The 22,809-nt window shown below is 67.6% G+C and carries 15 protein-coding genes; 11 read left to right on the top strand and 4 right to left on the bottom strand.

All coding sequences use genetic code 11. The features are described 5' to 3' along the window. The first annotated feature begins 23 nt into the window (after nt 1-23). The 4 genes from AC11WY_RS01225 (at nt 24) to AC11WY_RS01210 (ending at nt 6,992) form a co-directional block, all read left to right on the top strand. Entirely contained in the window at nt 24-1,928 is a 1,905-nt protein-coding gene (locus AC11WY_RS01225) for an acyl-CoA synthetase (protein ID WP_482921697.1), read from the top strand. Between the two features lie 87 nt (nt 1,929-2,015). Next, the gene (locus tag AC11WY_RS01220) at nt 2,016-2,519 is read left to right on the top strand and encodes a hypothetical protein (RefSeq protein ID WP_482921695.1); all 504 of its coding nucleotides are present in this window, start codon (nt 2,016-2,018) and stop codon (nt 2,517-2,519) included. Nucleotides 2,520-2,715: 196 nt separating this feature from the next. Next, on the top strand, nt 2,716-3,852 hold the full coding sequence (locus AC11WY_RS01215; RefSeq protein ID WP_482921693.1) for an efflux RND transporter periplasmic adaptor subunit: 1,137 nt from the start codon (nt 2,716-2,718) through the stop codon (nt 3,850-3,852). After that, on the top strand, nt 3,849-6,992 hold the full coding sequence (locus AC11WY_RS01210; protein ID WP_482921691.1) for an efflux RND transporter permease subunit: 3,144 nt from the start codon (nt 3,849-3,851) through the stop codon (nt 6,990-6,992). The genes AC11WY_RS01215 and AC11WY_RS01210 overlap by 4 nt, the downstream gene beginning before the upstream one ends. Nucleotides 6,993-6,994: 2 nt before the next feature. Here the strand turns inward: AC11WY_RS01210 and AC11WY_RS01205 are convergent, their stop codons facing one another. Next, the gene (locus AC11WY_RS01205; protein WP_482921689.1) at nt 6,995-8,458 is read right to left on the bottom strand and encodes a DHA2 family efflux MFS transporter permease subunit; all 1,464 of its coding nucleotides are present in this window, start codon (nt 8,456-8,458) and stop codon (nt 6,995-6,997) included. A 277-nt stretch (nt 8,459-8,735) separates the two neighbouring features. Here AC11WY_RS01205 and AC11WY_RS01200 point away from each other — a divergent pair, with 277 nt between their 5' ends. Then, nucleotides 8,736-10,007, top strand: a complete 1,272-nt coding sequence (locus AC11WY_RS01200; RefSeq protein WP_482921687.1) for an efflux RND transporter periplasmic adaptor subunit — start codon at nt 8,736-8,738, stop codon at nt 10,005-10,007. Then, nucleotides 10,004-13,099, top strand: a complete 3,096-nt coding sequence (locus tag AC11WY_RS01195) for an efflux RND transporter permease subunit (RefSeq protein WP_482921685.1) — start codon at nt 10,004-10,006, stop codon at nt 13,097-13,099. The genes AC11WY_RS01200 and AC11WY_RS01195 overlap by 4 nt, the downstream gene beginning before the upstream one ends. A gap of 58 nt (nt 13,100-13,157) precedes the next feature. Here the strand turns inward: AC11WY_RS01195 and mdoH are convergent, their stop codons facing one another. From mdoH to AC11WY_RS01180, 3 genes are read right to left on the bottom strand one after another with little or no spacing between them, the layout of a single operon-like run. Beyond that, nucleotides 13,158-14,939, bottom strand: coding sequence for a glucans biosynthesis glucosyltransferase MdoH (gene mdoH, locus AC11WY_RS01190; protein WP_482921683.1), 1,782 nt, complete (start codon nt 14,937-14,939; stop codon nt 13,158-13,160). A gap of 3 nt (nt 14,940-14,942) precedes the next feature. Further along, nucleotides 14,943-15,122, bottom strand: a complete 180-nt coding sequence (locus AC11WY_RS01185; RefSeq protein ID WP_482921681.1) for a hypothetical protein — start codon at nt 15,120-15,122, stop codon at nt 14,943-14,945. Next, the gene (locus tag AC11WY_RS01180; protein WP_482921679.1) at nt 15,122-16,744 is read right to left on the bottom strand and encodes an OpgD/OpgG family glucan biosynthesis protein; all 1,623 of its coding nucleotides are present in this window, start codon (nt 16,742-16,744) and stop codon (nt 15,122-15,124) included. Before AC11WY_RS01180 ends, AC11WY_RS01185 begins: the two co-directional genes overlap by 1 nt. A gap of 443 nt (nt 16,745-17,187) precedes the next feature. Between AC11WY_RS01180 and AC11WY_RS01175 the strand changes: the two genes are divergently transcribed. Genes AC11WY_RS01175 through AC11WY_RS01155 form a run of 5 tightly spaced genes read left to right on the top strand, consistent with a single transcriptional unit; the run spans nt 17,188 to nt 22,739 of the window. After that, nucleotides 17,188-17,844: a CerR family C-terminal domain-containing protein gene (locus tag AC11WY_RS01175; protein WP_482921677.1), complete on the top strand. Its 657-nt coding sequence runs from the start codon at nt 17,188-17,190 to the stop codon at nt 17,842-17,844. Next, nucleotides 17,841-18,794, top strand: a complete 954-nt coding sequence (locus AC11WY_RS01170; RefSeq protein ID WP_482921675.1) for an HlyD family secretion protein — start codon at nt 17,841-17,843, stop codon at nt 18,792-18,794. Before AC11WY_RS01175 ends, AC11WY_RS01170 begins: the two co-directional genes overlap by 4 nt. Next, a complete protein-coding gene (locus AC11WY_RS01165; protein WP_482921673.1) occupies nt 18,791-19,723 on the top strand; it encodes an ABC transporter ATP-binding protein in 933 nt (310 codons plus the stop codon). Before AC11WY_RS01170 ends, AC11WY_RS01165 begins: the two co-directional genes overlap by 4 nt. Then, nucleotides 19,720-20,856, top strand: a complete 1,137-nt coding sequence (locus AC11WY_RS01160) for an ABC transporter permease (RefSeq protein WP_482921671.1) — start codon at nt 19,720-19,722, stop codon at nt 20,854-20,856. The genes AC11WY_RS01165 and AC11WY_RS01160 overlap by 4 nt, the downstream gene beginning before the upstream one ends. Nucleotides 20,857-20,903: 47 nt before the next feature. Continuing rightward, nucleotides 20,904-22,739, top strand: a complete 1,836-nt coding sequence (locus tag AC11WY_RS01155; RefSeq protein ID WP_482921669.1) for a heavy metal translocating P-type ATPase — start codon at nt 20,904-20,906, stop codon at nt 22,737-22,739. Nucleotides 22,740-22,809: the final 70 nt, after the last annotated feature.

Genomic DNA, 22,809 nt, shown 5'->3' with positions numbered 1-22,809 from the left:
AAAGAGGCGGTGAGGAGGGGATCATGGGTTCATTCGCGTCAATGGCGGACCGCAACGACATCGAGGCCGAGGCGCCCTGGGAGGCGCGGCCGATGGCCGGGTCGCTTTATGCACTGCTCTGCGAGACGACGGCGCGCCATGCGGCCCAGTCGGCTTTCAGCTTTCAACTGACCTCGGGCCCGACCGATCCGGCCGAGACGCTGACCTGGACCGAGTTGAAGGCCAAGGTGACGCAGACGGCGAACCTGTTCCGCGCGCTCGGGATCGGGCCGGGGGATGTGGTGGCCTATGTGCTGCCCAACACCACCGAAACCGCGGTGACGCTGATCGCGGGCGCGGTGGCGGGGATCGTGAACCCGATCAACCCGCTGCTGGACGCCGCCCAGATCGCCGCGATCCTGCGCGAGACCAAGGCCAAGGTGGTGGTGACGCTGCGCGCCTTTCCCAAGACCGACATCGCCGGGAAGGTCGCCGAGGCGGTGGCCCATGCGCCGGGGGTGCATACCGTGCTGGAGGTCGACCTCAACCGCTACCTGGCCCCGCCGAAGAAGTGGATCGTGCCGTTCATCCGGCCCAGGCACGCGGTGCCGCACAAGGCGCGCGTGCTCAGCTTCGCGCGCGAATGCGCCCGGCAGCGGGCCGATGCGCTGACCTTCGACGATCCGGCTGGCGACCGCGTGGCGGCCTGTTTCCACACCGGCGGCACCACCGGGATGCCGAAGGTGGCGCAGCACCGCGTTTCGGGGATGATCTACAACGGCTGGCTGGGCGCGCGGATGCTGTTCACCGCCGATGACGTGGTGTTCTGCCCGCTGCCGCTGTTTCACGTCTTCGCGGCCTATCCGATCCTGATGTCGGTGCTGTCGAGCGGGGCGCATGTGGTGTTTCCGACCCCGGCGGGCTATCGCGGCGACGGCGTGATGCACAACTTCTGGAAGCTGGTGGAACGCTGGAAGGTGACCTTCGTCATCACCGTTCCCACCGCCATCTCGGCGCTGATGCAGCGGCCGATTGATGCCGATGTGTCGTCGTTGAAGCTGGCGCTGTCGGGCTCGGCGGCGCTGCCGGTGGAGCTTTACCGCCGCTTCGAGAAGGCGACCGGGGTGACCATCGTCGAGGGCTACGGGCTGACCGAATGCACCTGTCTGGTGTCGGTCAACCCGCCCAGCGGCAACAAGAAGATCGGCTCGGTCGGCATCCCGTTTCCCTACACGCATGTGCGCATCCTGCGCTGCGATGCCGCGGGCACGGTGATCAAGGAATGCGGCACCGACGAGGTCGGCGAGATCTGCGTGTCCAATCCGGGCGTCTATCCGGGCATGACCTACACCGAAGCCGACAAGAACGTGGGGTTGTATGCCGATGAACGCTATCTGCGCACGGGCGATCTGGGGCGGATCGACACCGACGGCTACCTCTATATCACCGGGCGGGCCAAGGATCTGATCATCCGGGGCGGTCACAACATCGACCCGGCCGAGATCGAGGAGGCGCTGATGAGCCATCCGGCGGTCGCCTTCGCGGGCGCGATCGGTCAACCCGATGCCTTCGCCGGCGAACTGCCCTGCGTCTATGTCGAGCTGGTCGAGGGGGCCGTGGTGACGCCCGAGGCGCTCTTGCACCATGCACGGGAGCATGTGCATGAACGCGCCGCGGTGCCCAAGCACATCGAGATTCTGGCCGAACTGCCGAAGACGGCGGTGGGCAAGGTGTTCAAGCCCGACCTGCGCAAGCGCGCGATCATGCGGGTCTATGATCACGCGCTGACCAAGGCCGGGGTGGAAGCGAAGGTGAGCGAGGTGGTCGACGACAAGAAGCGCGGGCTGGTGGCGAAGGTCCGGCGCACCGGCGTGGTCGAAGCCGCCGCGGTGGAAAAGGTGCTGGGCGAGTTCACCCGGCCCTGGGAGTGGGACGACCGCCCGGGCTGACGGCGGAGGCTCAGGCGGACCTCACGGAAACTTGATTGACTGCCGACGAACCATTAACGTTCGAGTCAGTCATTTCAGGGGGCTGCCATGAATGTTGTCCGGTCTTTGGTTTCCGTGCTCGTTCTCTCCACTCTCGCCGGTTCGGTCTTCGCCGCGAGCAGCACCGACAAGGTGCTTTATTCCTACAAGGACTGGGAGGTCCGCGTCGTGGCGTTTGACGACGGCACGATGGCCTGCGTGGCGCAGGTGACCTACCCCGACGATTCCTTCTCGATCTGGGCCGACAATACGAACCCGATCAAGCTTCAGTTCTACTCCTCGGGCTGGAGCTTCGATCAGTCCAACGCCGACCTCGAGGTGCAGATCGACGGGCGCGCGCCCTGGTCGATGTCCAATGCCGAACTTTACAAGCAGTCGGTGCTGTTCGACCTGCCCGACAGCAAGAGCGGCACCCAGTTCCTGCGCGAGGTGATCGGGGGCAACACGCTCTACCTGCGCAACGATCAGGGCGAGGATGTGCAGGACTACAGCCTCTGGGGCTCGCAGGCGTCGATCGGCGCGCTGATCAAATGCGTGGATGCGCTCAACTGACCCGGCGGAAACTGCCTGAAGGTGTGGCAGTTCGGCCTATTTTGCCGGGCACACTTGTCACGAGGTCTTGAAGACCGCCAAAAGCTCTTATCTTTTCGCTGTGGCAGCACGCCTGACGTTTTGAGCAACGCGGGCCTGTACGGGATGTGCTCGCGGCCAGTCGGATGTCTGTCGCAAGGTCAGGAAAGTTGGTTTCATGTCGCGTCTCATGCCGGGTCACCGGATCGCCGCCATCGTTGTTCTGGTCGCCGCCGGCGCCTGGGTGGTGACGGGCAAGTTTTCCTCGGTCGGCAGCGACCAGGTGCTGGCCGCGCAACCTGCGACGGACAGCGCCGCGGCGGAACCGGCCAAGCCGGGGCCGGTGCTGCCCACCGTGGCGGCGGTGATGCCGGTCTTTGCCGACCATGAGCGGGCAATCCGGATTTCCGGGGTGACCCAGGCCGACAAGAGCGTGACGCTGGCCGCGCGGTGGAATGGCGTGATTGCGACGATCAACGTGACCGAGGGGCAGCACATCGAAGCCGGGTCCGAGGTGCTGACGCTGGACGGGCCCGATCTTCTGGCCGGGGTGGAAAATGCCAAGGCGATGCTGGCCCAGCGCGTGATCGAGCTTGCCGCCGATGACAAGCTGGCAGAGGGCGGCAATATGCCCACGCTGACCCTGCTGGCCGCACGCACCGCGAAGACCGCCGCTGAATCGGCGGTGGCGCAGGCCGAAATGGCGGCCGATCAGGTGATCCTGCGCGCGCCCTTCACGGGCGTGGTGGACAGCGTGACGGTCGAGAAGGGCCAGTGGCTGTTGCAGGGCTCGCCGGTCGCGACGCTGATCTCGATCGACCCGATCGTGGTGCGCGCCGAGGTGAACGAGCTTGACGTGAGCGAGATCGGGTCGGGGTCGAAAGCGCAGGTGACGCTGGTCGATGGCCGCATCGTCGAGGGCACGGTGCGCTACCTGTCCAAACTCGCCAGCGCCGTGACGCGGACGTTCCCGGTCGAGGTGGCGCTGGCCAACCCGGATGGCAAGATCCCGGCGGGCATGACCGCGCAGATCACGCTTTACGCGCCGCCGGTGCGCGCCGTCACCGTGCCGCGCTCGGTCATCACGCTGTCGGATAGCGGCGAGTTGGGGCTGCGCACGGTGGATGCGCAGAACGTGACGCATTTCACCCCGGTGACGCTGGTCGATGACACGCCGCAGGGGCTGGTGCTGGCGGGCGTGCCGGACGGCGTGCGCATCGTCGTGTCCGGCCAGGACCTGGTGAAGGACGGGCAGACCGTCGACGTGGTGGCGCCGCCCGTCGGCGGGCCGACGCTGGGTGGCACCAATCCATGAAGCTTGTCGAACTTGCGATCCGCAATGCGCGGCTGACGATCTCGGTTCTGGTGTTCCTGATGCTGGCGGGCGCGATGGCCTACCAGTCGATCCCGAAAGAGGCCGAGCCGGATATCCAGATCCCGATCATGTATGTGAACATGGTCTACAACGGCATCTCGCCCGAAGACAGCGAGCGCCTGCTGCTGCGGCCGATGGAAACGCAGGTCAAGACGATCGCGGGTCTCAAGAAGATGACCTCGACCGCCTATGAGGGCGGTGGCTCGGTGCTGATCGAGTTCCAGGCCGGGACCGATCTGCGCAAGGCGCTGGAGGACGTGCGGTCCAAGGTGTCGGACGCCAAGCCCAACCTGCCCTCGGGCATGACCTCGGACCCGGCGGTCTACGAGGTGAACATCTCGGAATTCCCGGTGCTGGTGGTGACGTTGTCGGGCGATGTGCCCGAGCGTGTGCTGACCGCCGCGGCGCGTGCGCTGCGCGACCAGATCGCCGATGTGCATGGCGTGCTGGACGCGACGTTGCAGGGCGTGCGCGACGACGTGGTCGATGTGATCATCGACCCGGCCAAGCTGGTGTCCTACGGGCTGCGGCCCGACCAACTGATCGGCGGCGCGGTCGCGAACAACCAGCTTGTGGCGGCGGGCGCGATGGAGGGGGCCAAGGGCCGCTATTCCATCAAGCTGCCCTCGCTGATCGAAACGCCCGAAGATGTGGCGAACCTGCCCATCGTCTCGACCGGCACGGCCGTGGTGCGGGCGCGCGATCTGGCGACCATCACCGCGACGCAGAAAGACCCGACCTCGATCACCCGGCTGAACGGCAAGCCCGCCATCGCCATCGAGGTTTCAAAGCGCACCGGCGCAAACCTGATCGAGACGGTGGACGCGGTGAAGGCGCTGGTGGCGAGCAACCAGAACCTGCTGCCGCCCGGCACGGTGGTGACCTTCAGCCAGGACAAGTCGATCAGCATCCGCCAACTGCTGTCGGATTTGCAGAACTCGGTGCTGACGGCGGTGATCCTGGTGTTCATCGTCATCCTTTTCGCACTGTCAGGCCGCGCCTCGCTGCTGATCGGGTTGGCGATTCCGGCCTCGTTCCTGATGGGCATCCTAGGGCTGTCGCTGGCCGGACTGACGGTGAACATCGTCGTGCTGTTCTCGCTGATCCTGGCGGTCGGGATGCTGGTGGACGACGCCATCATCGTGACCGAATTCGCCGAACGGCGGATGGGCGAGGGGATGGACAAGCGCGAGGCCTTCGCGATGGCCAGCCACCGCATGGCCGGCCCGGTGATCGCGGCCACGCTGACGCGGATCGCGGCGTTCTCGCCCTTGCTGTTCTGGCCGGGGATCGTCGGCTCGTTCATGATGTACATGCCGATCACGCTGATCGCGACGCTGTCGGCCTCGATGCTTTACGCGCTGATCTTCACGCCCACACTGGGCTCGATCATCGCGCGGCCGGTGAAGGAAGTGCCGAAGACCGGCAAGAGCCTCTACATGCGGATGGTGGGCCGGGCGGTGCGGCACCCCTGGCTGGTGGTGACGACGGCGGTCGCGCTGCTGGTCGCGGTGCCGGTGGCCTATGGCAAATACGGCAACGGGGTGGAGTTCTTCCCGAACGTCGAGCCGGATTACGGCCTGCTTTACGTCCACGCCCGCGGCAACCTGTCAATTACCGAGATGGACGCCCTGACCCGGCAGGCCGAGGTGCGGATGCTGGGCTGGCCGGGGATCAAGACGGTCTACACCCGGGCGGGCGCCCCCTCGGGCGCGGGCAATGCCGTGGACCCCGACGTGGTGGGGGTGATCCAGTACGAATTCGTCGACTGGCGCAACCGTCCGAGCGCGAACGACATCCTCGCCAGCCTGCGCAAGGCGATGGTGGGGTTGCCGGGCGTCAACGTCGAGGTCTCGGTGCCGCAGGCCGGACCGCCCTCGGGCAAGCCGATCCAGATCGAACTGTCGGCGATCGATCCGACCGGGCTGAACGATGTTGCGCGCAAGGTGGCGGCCGCGTTGAAGACGAACCCCGACGCGGTGGACATCTCGGACGGGTTGCCGCCGCCCGGCGTGACTTGGGAACTGAACGTGGACCGCTCGGGTGCCGCCAAGGCGGGCATTGCGCCGGGCACGGTGGGCGCGATGGTGCAGCTTGTCACCGATGGCCTGAAGCTGACCGATTACCGTCCGGCGGGCGAGGATGACGCGGTCGACATCCGCCTGCGCCTGCCGCCGCAAGACCGCACGCTGTCGATGCTGGACGAGTTGCGGGTGCCGACGGCGAACGGCCCGGTGCCGATCTCGAACTTCGTCACCCGGACGGCGGCGCCGTCCACCGGCACGCTGACCCGGATCGACGGCGCGCGCACGGTGACGGTGCAGGCCAACGTGCGCGAAGGCGCGCAGACGGCGGCGGTGCAGGCCGAGGTGACGAAGATGATGCAGGGCATGGGGCTGGAGGCGCAGGGCTACCGCTGGAAGCTTGGCGGATCGGATCAGGACCAGAAGGACGCGGCGGCGTTCCTCAGCAAGGCGGCGATGGCGGCGGTGTTCCTGATCTTCATCGTGCTGCTGGCGCAGTTCAACAAGTTCATCTCGGTCGGGCTGGTGCTGTCGGCGGTGGTGATGTCCACCATCGGGGTGTTCCTCGGCCTCTTGATCATGGGCCAGCCGTTCGGCGTGGTGATGACCGGGATCGGCATCATCGCGCTGGCGGGCGTGGTGGTGAACAACAACATCGTGCTGATCGACACCTTCGACACCCTGCGCGCCGAAGGCATGGGCAAGGTCGAGGCGATCCTGGAAACCTGCCACGAACGCGCCCGCCCGGTGGTGCTGACGGCGACGACGGCGATCCTGGGCGTGCTGCCCATCGCCTTCGGGCTGAACCTCGAACTGATGGGGCACGAAACGACCTATGGCGCACCCTCGACGCAGTGGTGGATCTCGCTGTCGTCGGCGATCGTGTTCGGGCTGGCCTTCGCCACCATCCTGACGCTGATCGTGACGCCGTCGCTGTTGATGATCGTCACCCGCGACGGCAGCCGGGTGAAGGCGAAACGGCGCTGGTTCCGCCGCAGCGCCGCCGCTGCGGTGAAACCGAGCGCGCCCGAGCCGAAGGTCTGGGACGTGGTCTGAACCTACTCCGCGGCGCTGGGCTGCGGCCCGGCGCCCGTCACGGCGGCTGGCCGGTCGGCCTCGCGGCGGGTCAGCATCGCGGTGCCCGCATCGGGGGCGAGCATGGCGAACCAGATCATCGAACTGACCGAAATCGCCGCGACGAACAGGAACACCGGCGGGAAGGTCGCCGCCGTGATCGCGGTCGAGCCGGTCAGCGCCTGCACCGACTCCAGCCCGAAGGCCGCCACGGTGATGCCGATCGAGCTGGAAAGCTGCTGCAGCACCGAGTTGAAGCTTGTCGCGCTGCTCAGCCGGTCCTGCGGCACCTCGGCGTAGGTCACGGCGTTGATCGCGGTGAACTGCAACGATCGGGCGATGCCGCCGACAAAGAGGGTGGCGACCATCAGCAGGTAGGGCATCCACTGGCGGAACGCGGCGGGCGCGGCCAGGAACAGCGCCGCGATCAGCGCGTTCCAGATCAGCACGCGGCGGAAGCCGAAGCGGTTCAGCAGCCGCTGCGCCAGGAACTTCATCGTCATCGCCCCGACGCCGGTGGCGAAGGTCATCATGCCCGACTGGAACGGCGTCAGCCCGAAGCCCAACTGGAACATCAGCGGCAGCAGGAACGGCAGCGCGCCGCCGCCGACGCGGAACACCGTTCCGCCCAGCGCCGCCAGCCGGAAGGTCGGCAGCGCCAGCAGCCGCAGGTCGACCAGCGGCGCCGGAACCCGCAGCGCGTGGCGGACATAAAGCACCACCAGCGCAAGGCCGCCGAACACCAGACCGACCATGACCGCCGTCGAGGCGAGGCCAAGGCCCGCCATCGTGATCCCGGTCAGGAAGGCGGCAAGGCCGGGGCCGATCAGCAGGAACCCGACGGTATCGAAGCTGCGCACCGCTTCGGGAATGATGCGCGGGATGAAGACGGTGGACAGCACGATGCCCAGCACGGCGATCGGGATGTTGATCCAGAAGATCCAGCGCCAGTCGAAATAGGTCGTGATGAAGCCGCCCAGCGGCGGGCCCATCACCGGCCCGATCAGCGCGGGCACCGTCAGCCAGGCCAGCGCGTTGACGAAGCCCGCCTTGGGCGTGGTGCGCAGCACGATCAGCCGCCCGACCGGCACCATCATCGAGCCGCCGATGCCCTGCACGACGCGCGACACCACCAGCCAGGGCAGGCCGTTCGACGCCCCGCAGGCGATCGAACCCGCCGCGAAGATGACGATCGCCAGCCGGAAGATGGTGCGCGCGCCGAACCGGTCGGCCATCCAGCCCGAGGCCGGAATGAAGATCGCCAGCGCCAGCAGGTAGGAGGTGAGCGCGAGCTTCAGGTGGATCGGGCTGGTGCCAAGATCCTGCGCGATGCGTGGCAGCGAGGTCGAGATCACCGTCGAATCGAGGTTTTCCATGAACAGCGCGGTTGCCACGATCAGCGGCAGCATGCGGGAACGGATCAGGGCGCGGGCGGCGACAAGGGTCATGCAGGGGCCGGTTCTTGACGGGCGCGCGGGTCCATCGGGCGACGCGCGCCGAATTTCGGGGCTCTCGTCGCACGGGGGCGACGGAAAGGAAAGGTGGCTTCGTTGGTGCTTCGGAGGGATGATCCGAAGGCGGCCATATGGCACTAACATTGCCTTTGACATTCAGGGCATCACGAATCGATGATGCTCTGAAATCAGGATTTTCTTTGCAGGAGAGCGGCCCTAGGTTCCGCCACATCGGCGACGCGGCAGGCGGCGCCATCCTGGAGTGCAATTGATGAAGCAGGTCGCCCTTGTGGTTGTGGTTGTCGCCCTGGCGGCCGGGTATTTCTTCCGCGATCGGCTCGTGGCCTACGCGCCGGGATGGGCGCTGCCGTACATCGCCCAGGTTGATCCGTCGCTGGTGAAACCGGCGGGGGGTGCCCCGGCGCAAACGGCGGCGGTGGCCAAGCCGAAAAGCGGCGACGCCGTCGCTGTCAGCATCATCGCGGCGACGAGCGGCACCCTGCCGGTCGAGCGTGGCACGATCGGTGCGATCGTCGCGGCCGCCTCGACGCAACTGGCGAACGAGATCGCGGGCACCGTGTCGGACATCCTGGTGAAGGATGGCGCGCTGGTGAAGAAGGGTGACCTTCTGGTGCAATTCGACGACAGCACGATCAAGGCGCAGATCGCCAAGGACGCGGCCCAGATCGCCAAGGATCAGGCGACGGTCGACGACGCGCAGGCCACCTATGACCGCACCCGGCATCTGGTCGACACCGGCGTGACGGCCGCGCAGACCGGCGACGATGCGCTGGCCGCCGTGAAGGTGGCGCAGGGCACGCTGGCGGTGGATCAGGCCAGCTATGCGATGGATCAGGTACAACTGGCCAATCTGCAGGTGCGCGCGCCCTTCGACGGGCGGCTGGGCGCGGTGCAGTTCTCGTTGGGCGCCTATCTGTCGACCGGCACGCCGCTGGTGCGGATCACCCAGATGAAGCCGGTGCTGGTGCAGTTCAGCCTGCCTGAATCCGACCTGGCGCTGTTGCGGCAGACCCAGGCCTCGGGGACGCTGACGGTCTCGGTTGCGCCGGTGCAGAGCGTGAACGCAGCGGCGCCGGTGGCGACCGGCCCGGTGACCTTCATCGACAACACGGTCGATCCGGCCACCTCGACCGTCACCCTGCGGGCCGCATTGGCGAACGAGGACGAGGTGCTGTGGCCTGGCCAGCCGGTCAACGTGACGGTGCAGGCCGGCGTGACCGACGTGCTGGTGCTGGTGCCCAACGTCGCCGTGATGCCACATGCCGATGGCGCGGCGGTCTATGTCGTGAAGGCCGACAACACGGTGGAACAGCGCACCGTGACGGTGGCGTTGCGCCGGGGCGATGTCGCCGGGCTGAGCGCCGGGCTGAAGGTCGGCGAAAACGTGGTGATCGAGGGCCAGGCCGCGGTGCTGCCGGGCGGGCCGGTGAAGGTGGTCGCGCCGCAGGTAAAGCCTGACGCGACCAAGCAGGGCCAGGCCGATCTTGAGGCCACCCCGGTCGTCGGGGCGATCAAGTCATGAGCATTTCCGCCGTCTTCATCCGGCGGCCGGTCGCCACCATCCTGCTGATGGCGGCGGTCATCATGGCGGGCTACGAGGGCTACATCAACCTGCCGGTCGCCGCGCTGCCGCAGGCCGACCTGCCGACGATCAGCGTCTCGGCCAACCTTGCCGGGGCCTCGCCCGATACGATGGCGGCGGCGGTGGCGACGCCCCTGATCAAGCAGTTCGAGACGATCGAGGGTATCGACACGATCAGCGCCAGTTCGTCGCTGGGCTCGACCTCGATCACCATCCAGTTCAACCTCAGCCGCAACATCGACGCGGCGGCGGCGGATGTGCAGGCGGCGATCAGCCGGGCTTCGCGCCAGTTGCCCAACAACATGACGCAGTCGCCGAGCTACCGGAAGGTCAACCCCGCCAGCTCGCCCATCCTGATGATGACGCTGACCAGCGACACGGTGCCGCTGACGCAGGTGGACGACATCGCCGAGAACGTGATCGCGCCCACACTGTCGACGCTGCCGGGCGTCGCGCAGGCGTTGATCTTCGGCCAGCAGACCTTCGCGGTGCGGGTTGATGTCGATCCGCGCAAGCTGGACGCGCGCGGGCTGTCGATGAATGGGGTGGCGGCAAAGCTGGCCGCCGCGAACGACCAGACCCCGGTCGGCACGATCCAGAACAACAGCCAGCAGATGACGATCTCTGCCGACACCCAGCAGGCGAACGCCGCCGAGTTCCGCACCCTGGTGATCGCGCAGCCGAACGGGAATTTCGTGCGTCTGGGCGATGTCGCGAACGTCTATGACAGCGTGGACGACGTCAACCAGGGCAGTTGGTTTGACGGCAAGCCCGGCATCATCCTGGCGGTGCAGCGCCAGCCCGACGCCAATACGGTGGCCGTGGTCGACGCGATCAAGGCCCAGTTGCCGCAGATCATCGCGAGCCTGCCGAAGGGCGTGAACGTGTCGGTGGTCAACGACGCCTCGGCGCCGATCAAATCGGCGGTGTCGGATGTGCAGGGCACGCTGATGATCACCATCGGCCTTGTGGTGCTGGTGATCTACCTGTTCCTGGGCCGGTTCACGGCAACGATCATTCCTGCCATCGCGGTGCCGCTGTCGCTGATCTCGACCGTCGGGTTCATGTATTTCCTGGGCTATTCCATCGACAACATCTCGCTTCTGGGCTTGACGCTGTCGGTCGGTCTGGTGGTCGACGATGCCATCGTGATGCTGGAAAACATCGTGCGGCGCACCGAACTGGGCGAGCCGTCGATGCACGCCGCACTCGAAGGCTCCAAGGAGGTGACCGGCACGATCATCTCGATGTCGCTGTCGCTGGTGGCGGTGTTCCTGCCGATCCTGCTGATGGGCGGCGTCGTGGGGCGCATCCTGAACGAGTTCGGCGTGGTGGTGACGCTGGCGATCCTCAGTTCGGCGGCGGTGTCGCTGACGGCGACGCCGATGATGGCGGCGCGCCTGCCGGTGATCCACCACCACGGCGTGGCCAAGCGCAGCCTGTCGGACCGCGTCACGGATGGCTATGAACGCGGGGTGGCCTGGTGTCTGCGGCATCAGGGCTTGATCATGATGCTGTTCTTCGCCACCGCGGCCGCTTCGTTCTACATGTTCACCACGATCCAGCGCAGTTTCTTTCCGTCCGAGGATCTGGGCACGCTGACCGTCGCGACCGAGGCGCGGCAGGATATCTCTTATGACGCCATGAAGGATTTGCAGGCGCAGGCGGCCGCGATCATCTCGAAGAATCCGGCGGTGCTGCATGCCATTTCGGTGTTGCGGTCGGGGCAGACCAACGCGGGCGGCCTGTATGTGCAGCTCAAGGACAAGACCGCGCGCCCGCCGCTGGAACAGACGCTGAGCGAGCTGCGCAAGTCGCTCTCGGGGATTGCCGGGCTGCGGGCCTATATCACGCCGTCGCAAAGTATCCGGTTCGGCGGCCGCACGACGCAGAGCAACTATCAACTTGTGCTGCAATCCATCGACGCCAGCGTGGCGCGGCAGTGGGCGCAGACACTCGAGGATGCGATGCGCGCCGATCGGGCGCATTTCGTCGATGTCGCTTCGGACTATCAGGACAAGGCGCTGGAGGCCCAGGTGGTGGTCGACCGTGATGCCGCCAACCGTCTGGGCGTGACCGCGCAGGCGCTGCGCACGACGCTGGAGGCCGGGTTCGCCAGCTTCGTGCCGACGCAGATCCAGACCACAGGGTCCAGCTACGACGTGATCCTGGAATACGATACCTCGTTCGCGTGGGATGAAACCGCGCTGTCGCAACTCAAGGTGCCGTCGACGAGCGGGGGGCTGGTGCCGCTGGGTTCTTTCGCCAAGGTGGTGCGCACCTCGGGCCCGGTGTCGGTCAACCAGACCGGGCAACTGACGGCGGTGACGCTGTCGTTCAACCTGCCGGGCAATGTCGCGCTGGGCGCGGCGACACAGAAGATCGACGAGCTGAAGGTGCAGATCGGGATGCCGACCACCGTGCTGACCAGCTATGCCGGTGCGGCGGCGCTGTTCCAGCAGGCCAGCGGCAACACCGGCATGCTGATCGCGGCGGCGGTGCTGACGATCTACGTCGTGCTGGGGGTGCTTTATGAAAGCTTCATCCACCCGCTGACCATCCTGTCGGGTCTGCCCTCGGCGGCGCTCGGCTCGCTGCTGGGGCTGGAGGTGGCCGGGTTCGACCTGTCGATCATCGCGCTGATCGGCCTTCTGATGCTGATCGGCATCGTCAAGAAGAACGCCATCATGATGATCGACGTGGCGCTGGTCTTGCGACGAGAAGAGGCGATGAGCGCGGTCGACGCGATCCGTGTAGCCGCCGCGCGCCGGTTCCGCCCGATCATGATGACGACCTTCTGCGCATTGTTGGGCGTGCTGCCGATCGCGATCGGCACCGGCGCCAGTTCGGAACTGCGTCAGCCGCTGGGTGTCGCGGTGGTCGGCGGGCTTCTGGTCAGTCAGGCGCTGACGCTGTTCATCACCCCGGTGGTGTTCGTGCAGATGGAGAAGATCTCGGGGCTGACGCTGCGGTTGTTCCGCCGCCGCCACCGTCGCCCTGCCGAGGCCGCCGCCCCGATGATGGCAGAGTAGGCGGGACCGGGGCGGAACATGATCAGCGGGCGGGCCTTCGGGACCGCCCGTTTCCGTTTCAGGCGGTGGCCGCCATCGGCGGCCCCGCCGCCTCGCGCGCGGCCAGCGCCTGCCACTCGGCCAGGATCGCGTCATGCCGGGCGACGACCGGCGGCGTGACCGCCTCGGTGCCGGTGCGCAGCACGAAGCGCGCGCCGGGGCGCGAGGTCCAGGCCAGCAGCAGCGGCGACAGGATCATCGGCAGCGCCACCGGCAGCAGCCAGAGCACCAGCACCGGCGCCAGCCACCAGGTTGCCGCCAGGCCGATGACCCCGGTCCCCACGATCCAGCTTGTCGCCGCCCAGGCCGTGGCCAGTGACAGTGTGCCATCGCCGCGGTTGTTCGGCGGCCAGCCCGCATCCCGCCGCATCAGCACCTGAAACACCGACCGTGTGGTGAACATCAGCATGATCGGCGCGATGACGCTGGACAGCACCAGTTCCCACAGCGTCGAGACGAAGCCGATCACGGCCCCGCCGAAGGGGCGGGCGCGGCCGGTCACGGCGGCCTCGATCGCGATCATCAGCTTGGGCAGCAGCAAGAGGCCGAACACCCCGATCGCCAACCCGATCGCCTTCGAGGCCTGGTCGCTGGGAAACACCGGGAACAGCAGGTAAGGCTCGGGGAAGTAGTCGGGCGCGGGCACGAACAGGGGGGCGGCGATGCTGGCCAGAATGAACAAAAGCCACAGGATCGGCGCGAGATAGGCCAGGATGCCTTGCAGGAACACGAACCTGCTCCACGGTTTCAGCCCCGGCGCAGCCAGCAGGCGCGAATGTTGCAGGTTGCCCTGGCACCAGCGCCGGTCGCGCTTGGCGAAGTCGATGATGTTCTCGGGGCCTTCCTCGTACGAGCCCTCCAGATCGGGGTCGAGCCGCACCCGCCAGCCCGCCCGCGCCAGCATCGCCGCCTCGACATAGTCGTGGCTGAGGATGTGGCCGCCGAAGGGCGGTTTCCCTGACAGTGCCGGCAGCCCGCAGGAGGCCGCGAAGGCCTGCACCCGCACCAGCGCGTTGTGGCCCCAGAACGGCCCGGTGCGGCCCGCCATCAGCGTCAGCCCGCGCGCGAAGATGGGCGAAAAGAAACTGGCCGAGAATTGCTGCGCCCGCCCGAATCGCGAGTGCGCGCGGATGATCTTGGGCAGCGTCTGCAACAGGCCCAGGTCGGGTACCGCCTCCATCCGCCGCACCATCTCGACGATGGTGGCGCCCTCCATCAGGCTGTCGGCATCCAGGATCAGCGCATAGTCATAGGCCGCACCCGAGCGGGAAAAGAAATCCTCGACGTTGCCGGCCTTCTTGCCGGTGTTGGTCGCGCGGCGGCGGTAGAAAAAGCGGCCCTCGCCCGCGCGTTCGTCCAGCAGATGGCGGAACCAGTGCTGTTCGGCCGCGGCGATCTGATCGTTGCGGGTATCCGACAGGATCGCGAAGTCGAACGACCCGGTCATCCCCAGCGCGGCCAGCGAGGCATCCATCGCGGCGACGCGGGCGAAGGTGACGACCGGATCTTCGTTATAGACCGGCACCAGAATCGCGGTGCGGCCGCTCAATGCCCCTTCGACGCGTGGTGGTGCGGTCTTGCGCCACAGGAGGCCCCAAAGCCCCTGCACCGCGCCCCAGGCCAGCCAGAAGGTGGACCCGAAGATCAGCACCGAGCGCACAATGTCCATGATGTCGAGGCCATCGGCGAGGCCGAACTGCAGGAACAGAAGCCCCGCCCCGGTCGCAAGGACCAGGCTCAGCGCAAGCGCCAGAAAGCGGCGCCGCCTCAGCGCCGCATCGCCTTGCGCGGGTTTGTCCAAAGATCAGTTCCCGAAAACGTGCGTCCTGAGCCAGCCATCCCACAACGGACGCAGACGGGCAAGCAGCCCGAGCGGATGTTCCAGAACCTGGTGCGGCATGGCCAGCGGCGCACGCGGCAGATCCCCCAGACGGTCCGCCAGGTCGGCTTCAGCACCAGTCATCGAGGAAAGGTCTTTGGGCATCAGTCCTTCATCCATTGATAGAGCCAGATTTCAGTCAGTTTACGCCCATATCCGGCGATGTGGGCAGTCAATTCCACGACACCAGAGTCCGGACCGGAGACATCGATCACGAGTCGCCATATGTCGCTTCCCATGACTTTTAACAAGGTCTGTGTAACGATCTTGCCATTGGAAACCGTGACGACGGGCTGAACTGCCGCATCTGCGGGCATCCGCCCCAGAACGCCGCCTTTGTAGTCGATCACGAACTTTCGCGTGTTCGGATCCGGCTTGGTTCCCGAGACGCCACCATGCCCGGCGCGGCTGTCGAAGACATAGGCACGCTCGCCGTGACCATCGGGGCGCAGGTCGCCCCAGGACAGCCGGTAGCGGAATTCCAGTTCCTGCCCGGCCTGCACCGGGGCGGCGGGAATCCAGAACGCAACGATGTTGTCGTTGACCTCAAGCTCTGACGGAATCTCGACCAGGCGGACCGCGCCCTGACCCCAGTCCCCGATCGGCTCGACGCTGACCGAGGGGCGGGTTTCGTAATGCGCGCCGGAATCCTGATAGTCGTCGAAATCGCGGTTGCGCTGGTAAAGTCCGAAGCTTTTCGGCGCGCTCAGCGTGAACAGCGAACTGCCAAGGTGGGGCGGGTTGTTCAACGCGCGCCACATCGTATCGCCATCGGCGCGCCGGATCAGCAAGCCGTCCGAATCATGCACCTGCGGGCGGTAGTCGTCGAAGCCCGCGCGGTTGGTGTCGGAATAAAGGAACATCGAGGTCAGCGGCGCGATGCCAAGCTGCTGCACCGCGGCGCGGAAGAACAGCCGCGCGGTCACCTCCATCACCGTGTTCTCGCCCGGCGTGATGACGAATTGGTAGGCGCCGGTCACGCTGGGGCTGTCGAGCGCGGCATTGAGCGTGACGGTCTGGGCGCCGGGCTCGGGCCGTTCGAGGTAGAAGGCCGAGAAGCGCGGAAACTCCTCTGTGCCCGACAGGCCGGTGTTGATCGCCAGGCCGCGGGCGCTGAGCCCGTAGGTATTGCCCTCGCCGAGGGCGCGGAAATACGAGGCGCCGATGAAGGCCACCAGTTCGTCGAAGATATCGGCGCGGTTCAATGGGTAGCGCAGCCGGAACCCGGCAACGCCGGGCAGGGCGGTGTTCTTGGGCACCCGCGCGGCAAGATCGCCGTGGTAGATGAAATCATCGGTGGTGAAGACGAAGTCCTGCGCCATGCCGCTGATCACTTCGTCCAGCGCCACCGGTGTGTCGAACAGCCAGCCAAGGTGGAAGGCGTCCACCCGGAAGAAGCTGCCGGGGGTATTCCAGCGCGCGTGATCGGGGTCGTACTGGATGCGCTGATAGTCGTCGTATTTCAGCGCGCCGAGAAAGCTGGTCACCTTCTCGGGCTCGGCATAGGGGGCCTGCGCCTTGGTGCGCATCTGTTCCGTCAAGAGGTCGAACGAAAACTTCTGCGGCGCGGCGGCGGGTTGCGGCGCGGCGGGCTGCGGCGCGGTTTCGTCGGCGCGGGCCGCGAACGGCAGCGCGGTGCTGGCCAGAAGCATGGCCGTCAGCGGCAGCGCCGCGAGAACGCGGCGGCGCGAGAGGCGGTTCAGGGGGGCCAGGGACTTGTCCAACATGGAAGGGTATGATTCGCTATGTATAATTCGCGCCGATACAAATCACTTTTCCCACGGTTTCGCTACTGATCCGTTATGCGCGCCGCGCAGGGAGATATGACGAAATCGCGAGGACTGGATCCGACCGGCGTCGGTTTCCGGCGCAGTAGCACGGCGACTGCATGTGCAGCAATGTGGCGAAACTGTGGCGGCCATTTTCCCTGCAGCCGGTGTTTTCCTGCAACGCAAGTGGCGCCGAGCGCAGCATTTTCCAGGCCGTCGGCGCTGGCGCGTCACGCCCGGAGGGGGCGGGCCGTGCCGACGCGCCCAGGGGGCGCCGACCACGGCGCGACCAGGCCCGGCGGGTGAGACGAGGGGTCCACGATGTCGCGCGGCTGTGGCGGAACTTGATTTAATCAAACGATCGATTTAACTCTGACCCGATCCCGTCCGGACCAAAGATCATGCCCGATGCGCCCCGCAACCCCGACCGCAGCCCCACCCGCGCCGCGCTGGTCGAGGCGGCGCTGCACCTGTTCGGGCGCAAGGGCTTCGACGCCGCCTCGACCCGCGCGATCGCGGCGCGCGCCGGGGCCAACATCGCGGCCATCGCCTATCACTTCGGCGGCAAGGAGGGCCTGCGGCTGGCCTGCGTGGAGGCGCTGTCGGCGCAGATGGGTCAGGTCATGGTGCTGGACGGGATGCCGCCGCCCGCCACGCCCGAGGCCGCGCGACAGCGGCTGGAGGTCGCCGTGCGCGAGGCGGTGCGCTTCATGGCTTCGGCGGCGCCCGCGCAGGACATGGTGCTGTTCATGCTGCGCGAGATCACCGAGGGCGGGCCGCTGCTCGATACGATCTACCGCCAGATGATGGAACCGCGCCATCGCCTGCTGTGCCAGCTTTGGGGCGTGGCGACCGGCACCGATCCGGAAAGCGAGGCGACCCGGCTCGCGGTCTTCGCGATGGTCGGACAGGTGCTCTATTTCCGCATCGGCCAGCCGATCATCCTGCGCCGCATGGGGTGGGGCACGATCTCGCCTGACGCCGCCGGGCACATCGGCGACATTCTGGTGCGCAACCTTCACGCGGCGCTGGCCGCCACCGAAAGGACGACCCGATGAGCCTGGTCTGCGCCGTGCCACTGCTCAGCGCCCTCTTCGCCAGTTGCGCGGCGCCGCTGCCGCTGGCGACCGGCTATGTCGAGGGCGAATACGATCTGGTCGCCCCGGTCGCCACGGCGCGGGTGGACAAGCTGCAGGTGGCGCGTGGCGACCGCGTGGCAGCGGGCGCGGTGCTGGTGCAGATGGAACACCGCGACGCCGAGATCGCACTGGCACAGGCCAGCGCCGGTCTGGCGCAGGCGGAAAGCCAGCTGGCCGACCTCAAGCAGGGGCGGCGACCGGAAGAGATCGCGGTGCTGGAGGCGGCGCTGGCCTCGGCCAAGGCGCAGGAGGCCAACGCCCAGCGTGAACTCGACCGGTCGCAAAGCCTGAGTGACCGCGGCATCGCTCCGCAGGCCGACCTCGACACGGCGCGCACCGCGCTGGACGTGGCACAGGCGGCGGTGGCGCAGGCGGTGGCGAACCTGGCCGTGGCGAAGCTGCCTGCCCGCGACGACCAGATCGCGGCGGCCGAGGCGGCGGTCGCGCAGGCCCGCGCAACCCGCGACGCGGCGGCCTGGCAACTGGCCCAGCGCACCCTGACCGCGCCCGCCGCCGGGACGGTGTTCGAGATCCTGCGCAACCCCGGTGAACTGGGCGGCCCGCAGGCGCCGGTGCTGACCTTCCTGCCCGACGGCGCGGTGAAGCTGCGGCTTTACATACCCGAGACCGCGGTGTCGCAGACCCATGTCGGCTCGCGCCTGATGGTGCATTGCGACGGCTGCGGCGACGGCGAGACGGCGACCGTCACCTATGTCTCCGACGCGCCGGAGTTCACGCCGCCGGTGATCTACTCGCTCGAAAACCGCCAGAAACTGGTCTTCCTGATCGAAGCGCGCCCGGATGCCGATGCCGACAAGCTGAAGCCGGGGCAGATCGTCGATGTGGCGTTGCCGGGGGCGGGGGGATGACCGGCCCGGCGATCCAGGTCGAGGGGCTGGTCAAGCGATACGGCGACAAGACCGTGGTGGACAACGTCTCGATCACCGTCGAGACCGGCGAGATCATGGGGTTTCTTGGCCCCAACGGGTCCGGCAAGACCACGACGATCCGCATGATGTGCGGGCTGCTCAGACCGGATGCGGGGTCTGGAACCGTCCTAGGCTACAACCTGCGGCACGATGGCCTGAAGATCAAGCACGAGGTCGGCTACATGACCCAGCGGTTCAGCTTCTACGAAGACCTGTCGATCGAGGAGAACCTGAACTTCGTCGCCGGGCTTTACGGCCTGAGGTCGGCGCGCGACGCCGTGGCGAGGACGCTGGACGACCTCGGCCTGACCGCGCGGCGCAAGCAACTGGCAGGCACGCTGTCGGGCGGCTGGAAACAGCGGCTGGCGCTGGCGGCCTGCACCATGCACAAGCCGCGCCTGCTGCTGCTGGACGAGCCCACGGCGGGGGTGGACCCCAAGGCGCGGCGCGAGTTCTGGGATGAGATTCACCGGCTGGCGGCGCAGGGCATCACCGTGCTGGTCTCGACCCATTACATGGACGAGGCCGAACGCTGCCACAGGATCAGCTACATCTCCTACGGTCGCCTTGTCGCCTCGGGGACGGTGCCGCAGGTGGTGGCGGGGGCGGGGCTGACCACCTTTATCATCGAGGGGATCGGCAGCACCCCGATGATCGCGCTGGCCGACCGCCTGACCGGCGCGCCGGGGGTGGATCAGGTCGCCCCCTTCGGCACCACGCTGCATGTGGTCGGGCGTGATGCGGCGGCGCTGAAAGCCTCGGTGGAAAGCTTTGCGGGGGCGGCGGGCGCGCGCTGGGCCCCGGCCGAGACGAGCCTGGAGGACACGTTCATCCAGTTGATGAACCAGGGACGGGACAACATGGCATGAACGCGTTCTTCTCGACGCGCAGGCTCTGGGCGATGCTGGTGAAGGAAACCATCCAGATGCGCCGCGACCGGGTGACCTTCGCGATGATGCTGGGAGTGCCGATCATAATGCTGATCCTGTTCGGCTACGCGATCAACACCGACCCCAAGCACCTGCCCGCCGCGCTGGTCGCGCCGACGCAGGACCGCTATACCCGCGCCATCGTCTCGGCGCTGGAACTGACCGGCTACTACCACTTCACCTACATCAACGTCAGCGCCGCCGAGGCCGACAGCCTGCTGACGCGGGGCGATGTGTCCTTTGTCGTCACCATCCCGTCGGATTTCGACCGCCGGGTGGATCGCGGCGATACCCCGACGATCCTGATCGAGGCGGATTCCACCGACCCCTCGGTGGCCTCCGGCGCGGTCTCGACGCTTGGCACGGTCGCTCAGCAGGGTCTGACCTTCGAGCAGGGTGACGAGGCCGAGGTGGTGCAGGCGCAGCAGAGCCAGTTGAACGTCGTGGTGCACAAGCTCTACAACCCCGAGGGCGTCACGCAATACAACATCGTGCCCGGCCTTCTGGGCACCATCCTGCAGATGACGATGGTGATGATGACGGCGATGGGCCTGACGCGGGAAACCGAGCGGGGCACGATGGAGAACCTGCTGGCGATGCCGATCAGCCCGCTGGAGATCATGCTGGGCAAGGTGCTGCCCTATCTGGCGGTCGGCGCGGTGCAGATGACGGTGATCCTGATCGCCGCCAAGGTGCTGTTCGGGGTGCCCTTCGTGGGCGCGCTGTGGCTCTTGCTGTCGGGCGTGCTGATCTTCGTGCTGGGGCTGGTGCTGCTGGGCTACACCATTTCGACGCTGGCCGGCTCGCAGATGCAGACGATGCAACTGTCGTTCTTCTTCTTCCTGCCGTCGATCCTCTTGTCGGGGTTCATGTTCCCCTATCGCGGGATGCCCGACTGGGCGCAGGTGCTGGGCGAGGCGCTGCCATTGACGCATTTTCTGCGTCTGGTGCGCGGGGTCATGCTGAAGGGCGCGGGGTTTGCGGATGTGCAGTCGACCCTGCTGGCGCTGGGGGCCTTCGTGGTGGGCTTCGCGCTGCTGGCGCTGACCCGGTTCCGTCGCACGCTTGATTGACGCGCCGATCCGTGGGCAGATCGCGGCCATCGTGAGGAGAGTCCGGGATGAACCTGACCAAGGCGCAGAAGGCGTTGCGCAACATCCTGATCGTGGTGGCGCTGTCGGGGCTGATCGTCGGCCTGGCCCTCTGGGTCCGGGGCGATGCGGCCTCGGCCAACGCGGTCTGGATGGGCGCCACGATCCCGGTGCTGGCGGTGCTGATCGTCGAGATCATCACCTCGCTGCGGCGGGGCGACTTCGGGCTGGATGTCGTCGCGGCGCTGTCGATGATCGCCGCGCTGCTGTTCGGCGAAATGCTGGCGGCGGCCGTGGTCGCGCTGATGTATTCCGGCGGGCAGGCGCTGGAAGCCTTCGCCGAGCGTCGCGCCCGGTCCGAGATGACGGCGCTGCTGTCGCGGGTGCCGCGCAAGGTGATGCGCCACCGCGATGGCGGGCTGGAAGAGATCGCGCTGGATGATGTGCGTCCCGGCGACCGCCTCTTGATCCGGCGCGGCGACGTGGTGCCGGTCGATGGCACGGTGGCCGGGGGCGTGGCCCTGCTGGACCTGTCGGCGCTGACCGGCGAGTCGCTGCCACAGCGGCTGGCGACGGGGGCGTCGGTGATGAGCGGCGCCAGCAACGCGGGCGACCCCTTCGACCTGAGCGCCGACCGGCTGGCCGCCGACAGCACGTTCGCGGGCATCGTGCGGCTGGTGAAGCAGGCCGAGACGGTGCGCGCCCCGATGACGCGGCTGGCCGACCGCTATGCGCTGGGCTTTCTGCTGGTGACGGTGGCGCTGGCGCTGGCGGCCTGGATCCTCTCGGGCGACCCGATCCGGGCGGTGGCGGTGCTGGTGGTGGCGACGCCCTGCCCGCTGATCCTCGCCGTGCCGGTGGCGCTGGTCGCGGGGCTCAGCCAGGCGGCGGCGCAGGGCATCCTGATCAAGGGCGGCAAGGCGCTGGAGGTGATGGCGGGCATCCGCGGCATGGTGGTTGACAAGACCGGCACGCTGACCGACGGCCAGCCCCGGCTGGTGGAAACGCGGGTGGCCGACGGCGTCGACGCGGTCGAACTGCTGCGCCTCGCCGCCTCGCTGGATCTGGCGTCGCACCACACGATTGCCGAGGCGCTGGTGGCCGAGGCGAAGATGCAGGGGCTGACCCTGACGCCGCCCGGCGCGGTGGTGGAAACGGCGGGGGATGGCGTCGAGGGCCGCGTGGACGGCCACAGGGTCTGCGTCGGCGGTCGCCGTTTCGTCGCCGCAAGCTGCGGGCTGGCCGAGCCGCCGCAAGGGCTTGGCGGGCCGGGGCAGGTGACGGTGGCCGTCGGCATCGACGGCGTCTGGGCGGGCGAGCTGATCCTGGCCGACCGGCTGCGCGAGGGCACCGCCGAGCTGATCGCCGGGCTGCGCGCCTTCGGGCTGAACCGCATCGTGCTGGCCACCGGCGACCGCCCCGACGTGGCCGAGACGGTGGTGGCGGGGCTGGGCTTCGACGCCGTCCACGCCGGGCTGACGCCCGAACGCAAGATCGCCGTGGTGATCGAGGAACGCGCGCGGGGGCTGGTGATGATGGTCGGTGACGGCGTGAACGACGCACCCGCCCTGGCGGCCGCCGATCTGGGCGTGGCGATGGGCGCGCGCGGTGCGGCGGCCAGCGCCGAGGCGGCGGATGTGGTGCTGCTGGTCGACCGGCTGGACCGGATCCTGCCGGGGCTGCGGATCGCCCGCCGCGCCCGCGCCATCGCCCTGCAAAGCGTGACGGCGGGCATCGGCCTGTCGGTCGCGGGCATGGTGGCGGCGGCGTTCGGGCTGATCACCCCGGTCGAGGGCGCGCTGATGCAGGAGGCGATCGACGTCGCCGTGATCCTGAACGCGCTGCGGGCGCTGCGCGGAGCGTGAGCGGAAAGGGGCGGCCCGCCGACCGGTGACCTGGGATGGATCGGCGGGCCAGTCCGGCGGCTTGGACACC

The sequence above is a fragment of the Solirhodobacter sp. genome, from assembly GCF_964715405.1.
The sequence above is the reverse complement of the archived record's forward strand: the minus strand, read 5'-3'. Positions and strand labels throughout refer to the sequence as shown.

Coding starts and splice junctions, on each gene's coding strand:
- AC11WY_RS01195 (WP_482921685.1), top strand. CDS start 10,004: ATGAGCATTTCCGCCGTCTTCATCCGGCGGCCGGTCGCCACCATCCTG.
- AC11WY_RS01205 (WP_482921689.1), bottom strand. CDS start 8,458: ATGACCCTTGTCGCCGCCCGCGCCCTGATCCGTTCCCGCATGCTGCCG.
- AC11WY_RS01160 (WP_482921671.1), top strand. CDS start 19,720: ATGAACGCGTTCTTCTCGACGCGCAGGCTCTGGGCGATGCTGGTGAAG.
- AC11WY_RS01185 (WP_482921681.1), bottom strand. CDS start 15,122: ATGCCCAAAGACCTTTCCTCGATGACTGGTGCTGAAGCCGACCTGGCG.
- AC11WY_RS01220 (WP_482921695.1), top strand. CDS start 2,016: ATGAATGTTGTCCGGTCTTTGGTTTCCGTGCTCGTTCTCTCCACTCTC.
- AC11WY_RS01225 (WP_482921697.1), top strand. CDS start 24: ATGGGTTCATTCGCGTCAATGGCGGACCGCAACGACATCGAGGCCGAG.
- AC11WY_RS01165 (WP_482921673.1), top strand. CDS start 18,791: ATGACCGGCCCGGCGATCCAGGTCGAGGGGCTGGTCAAGCGATACGGC.
- AC11WY_RS01155 (WP_482921669.1), top strand. CDS start 20,904: ATGAACCTGACCAAGGCGCAGAAGGCGTTGCGCAACATCCTGATCGTG.
- AC11WY_RS01175 (WP_482921677.1), top strand. CDS start 17,188: ATGCCCGATGCGCCCCGCAACCCCGACCGCAGCCCCACCCGCGCCGCG.
- AC11WY_RS01170 (WP_482921675.1), top strand. CDS start 17,841: ATGAGCCTGGTCTGCGCCGTGCCACTGCTCAGCGCCCTCTTCGCCAGT.
- AC11WY_RS01200 (WP_482921687.1), top strand. CDS start 8,736: ATGAAGCAGGTCGCCCTTGTGGTTGTGGTTGTCGCCCTGGCGGCCGGG.
- AC11WY_RS01180 (WP_482921679.1), bottom strand. CDS start 16,744: ATGTTGGACAAGTCCCTGGCCCCCCTGAACCGCCTCTCGCGCCGCCGC.
- AC11WY_RS01210 (WP_482921691.1), top strand. CDS start 3,849: ATGAAGCTTGTCGAACTTGCGATCCGCAATGCGCGGCTGACGATCTCG.
- AC11WY_RS01215 (WP_482921693.1), top strand. CDS start 2,716: ATGTCGCGTCTCATGCCGGGTCACCGGATCGCCGCCATCGTTGTTCTG.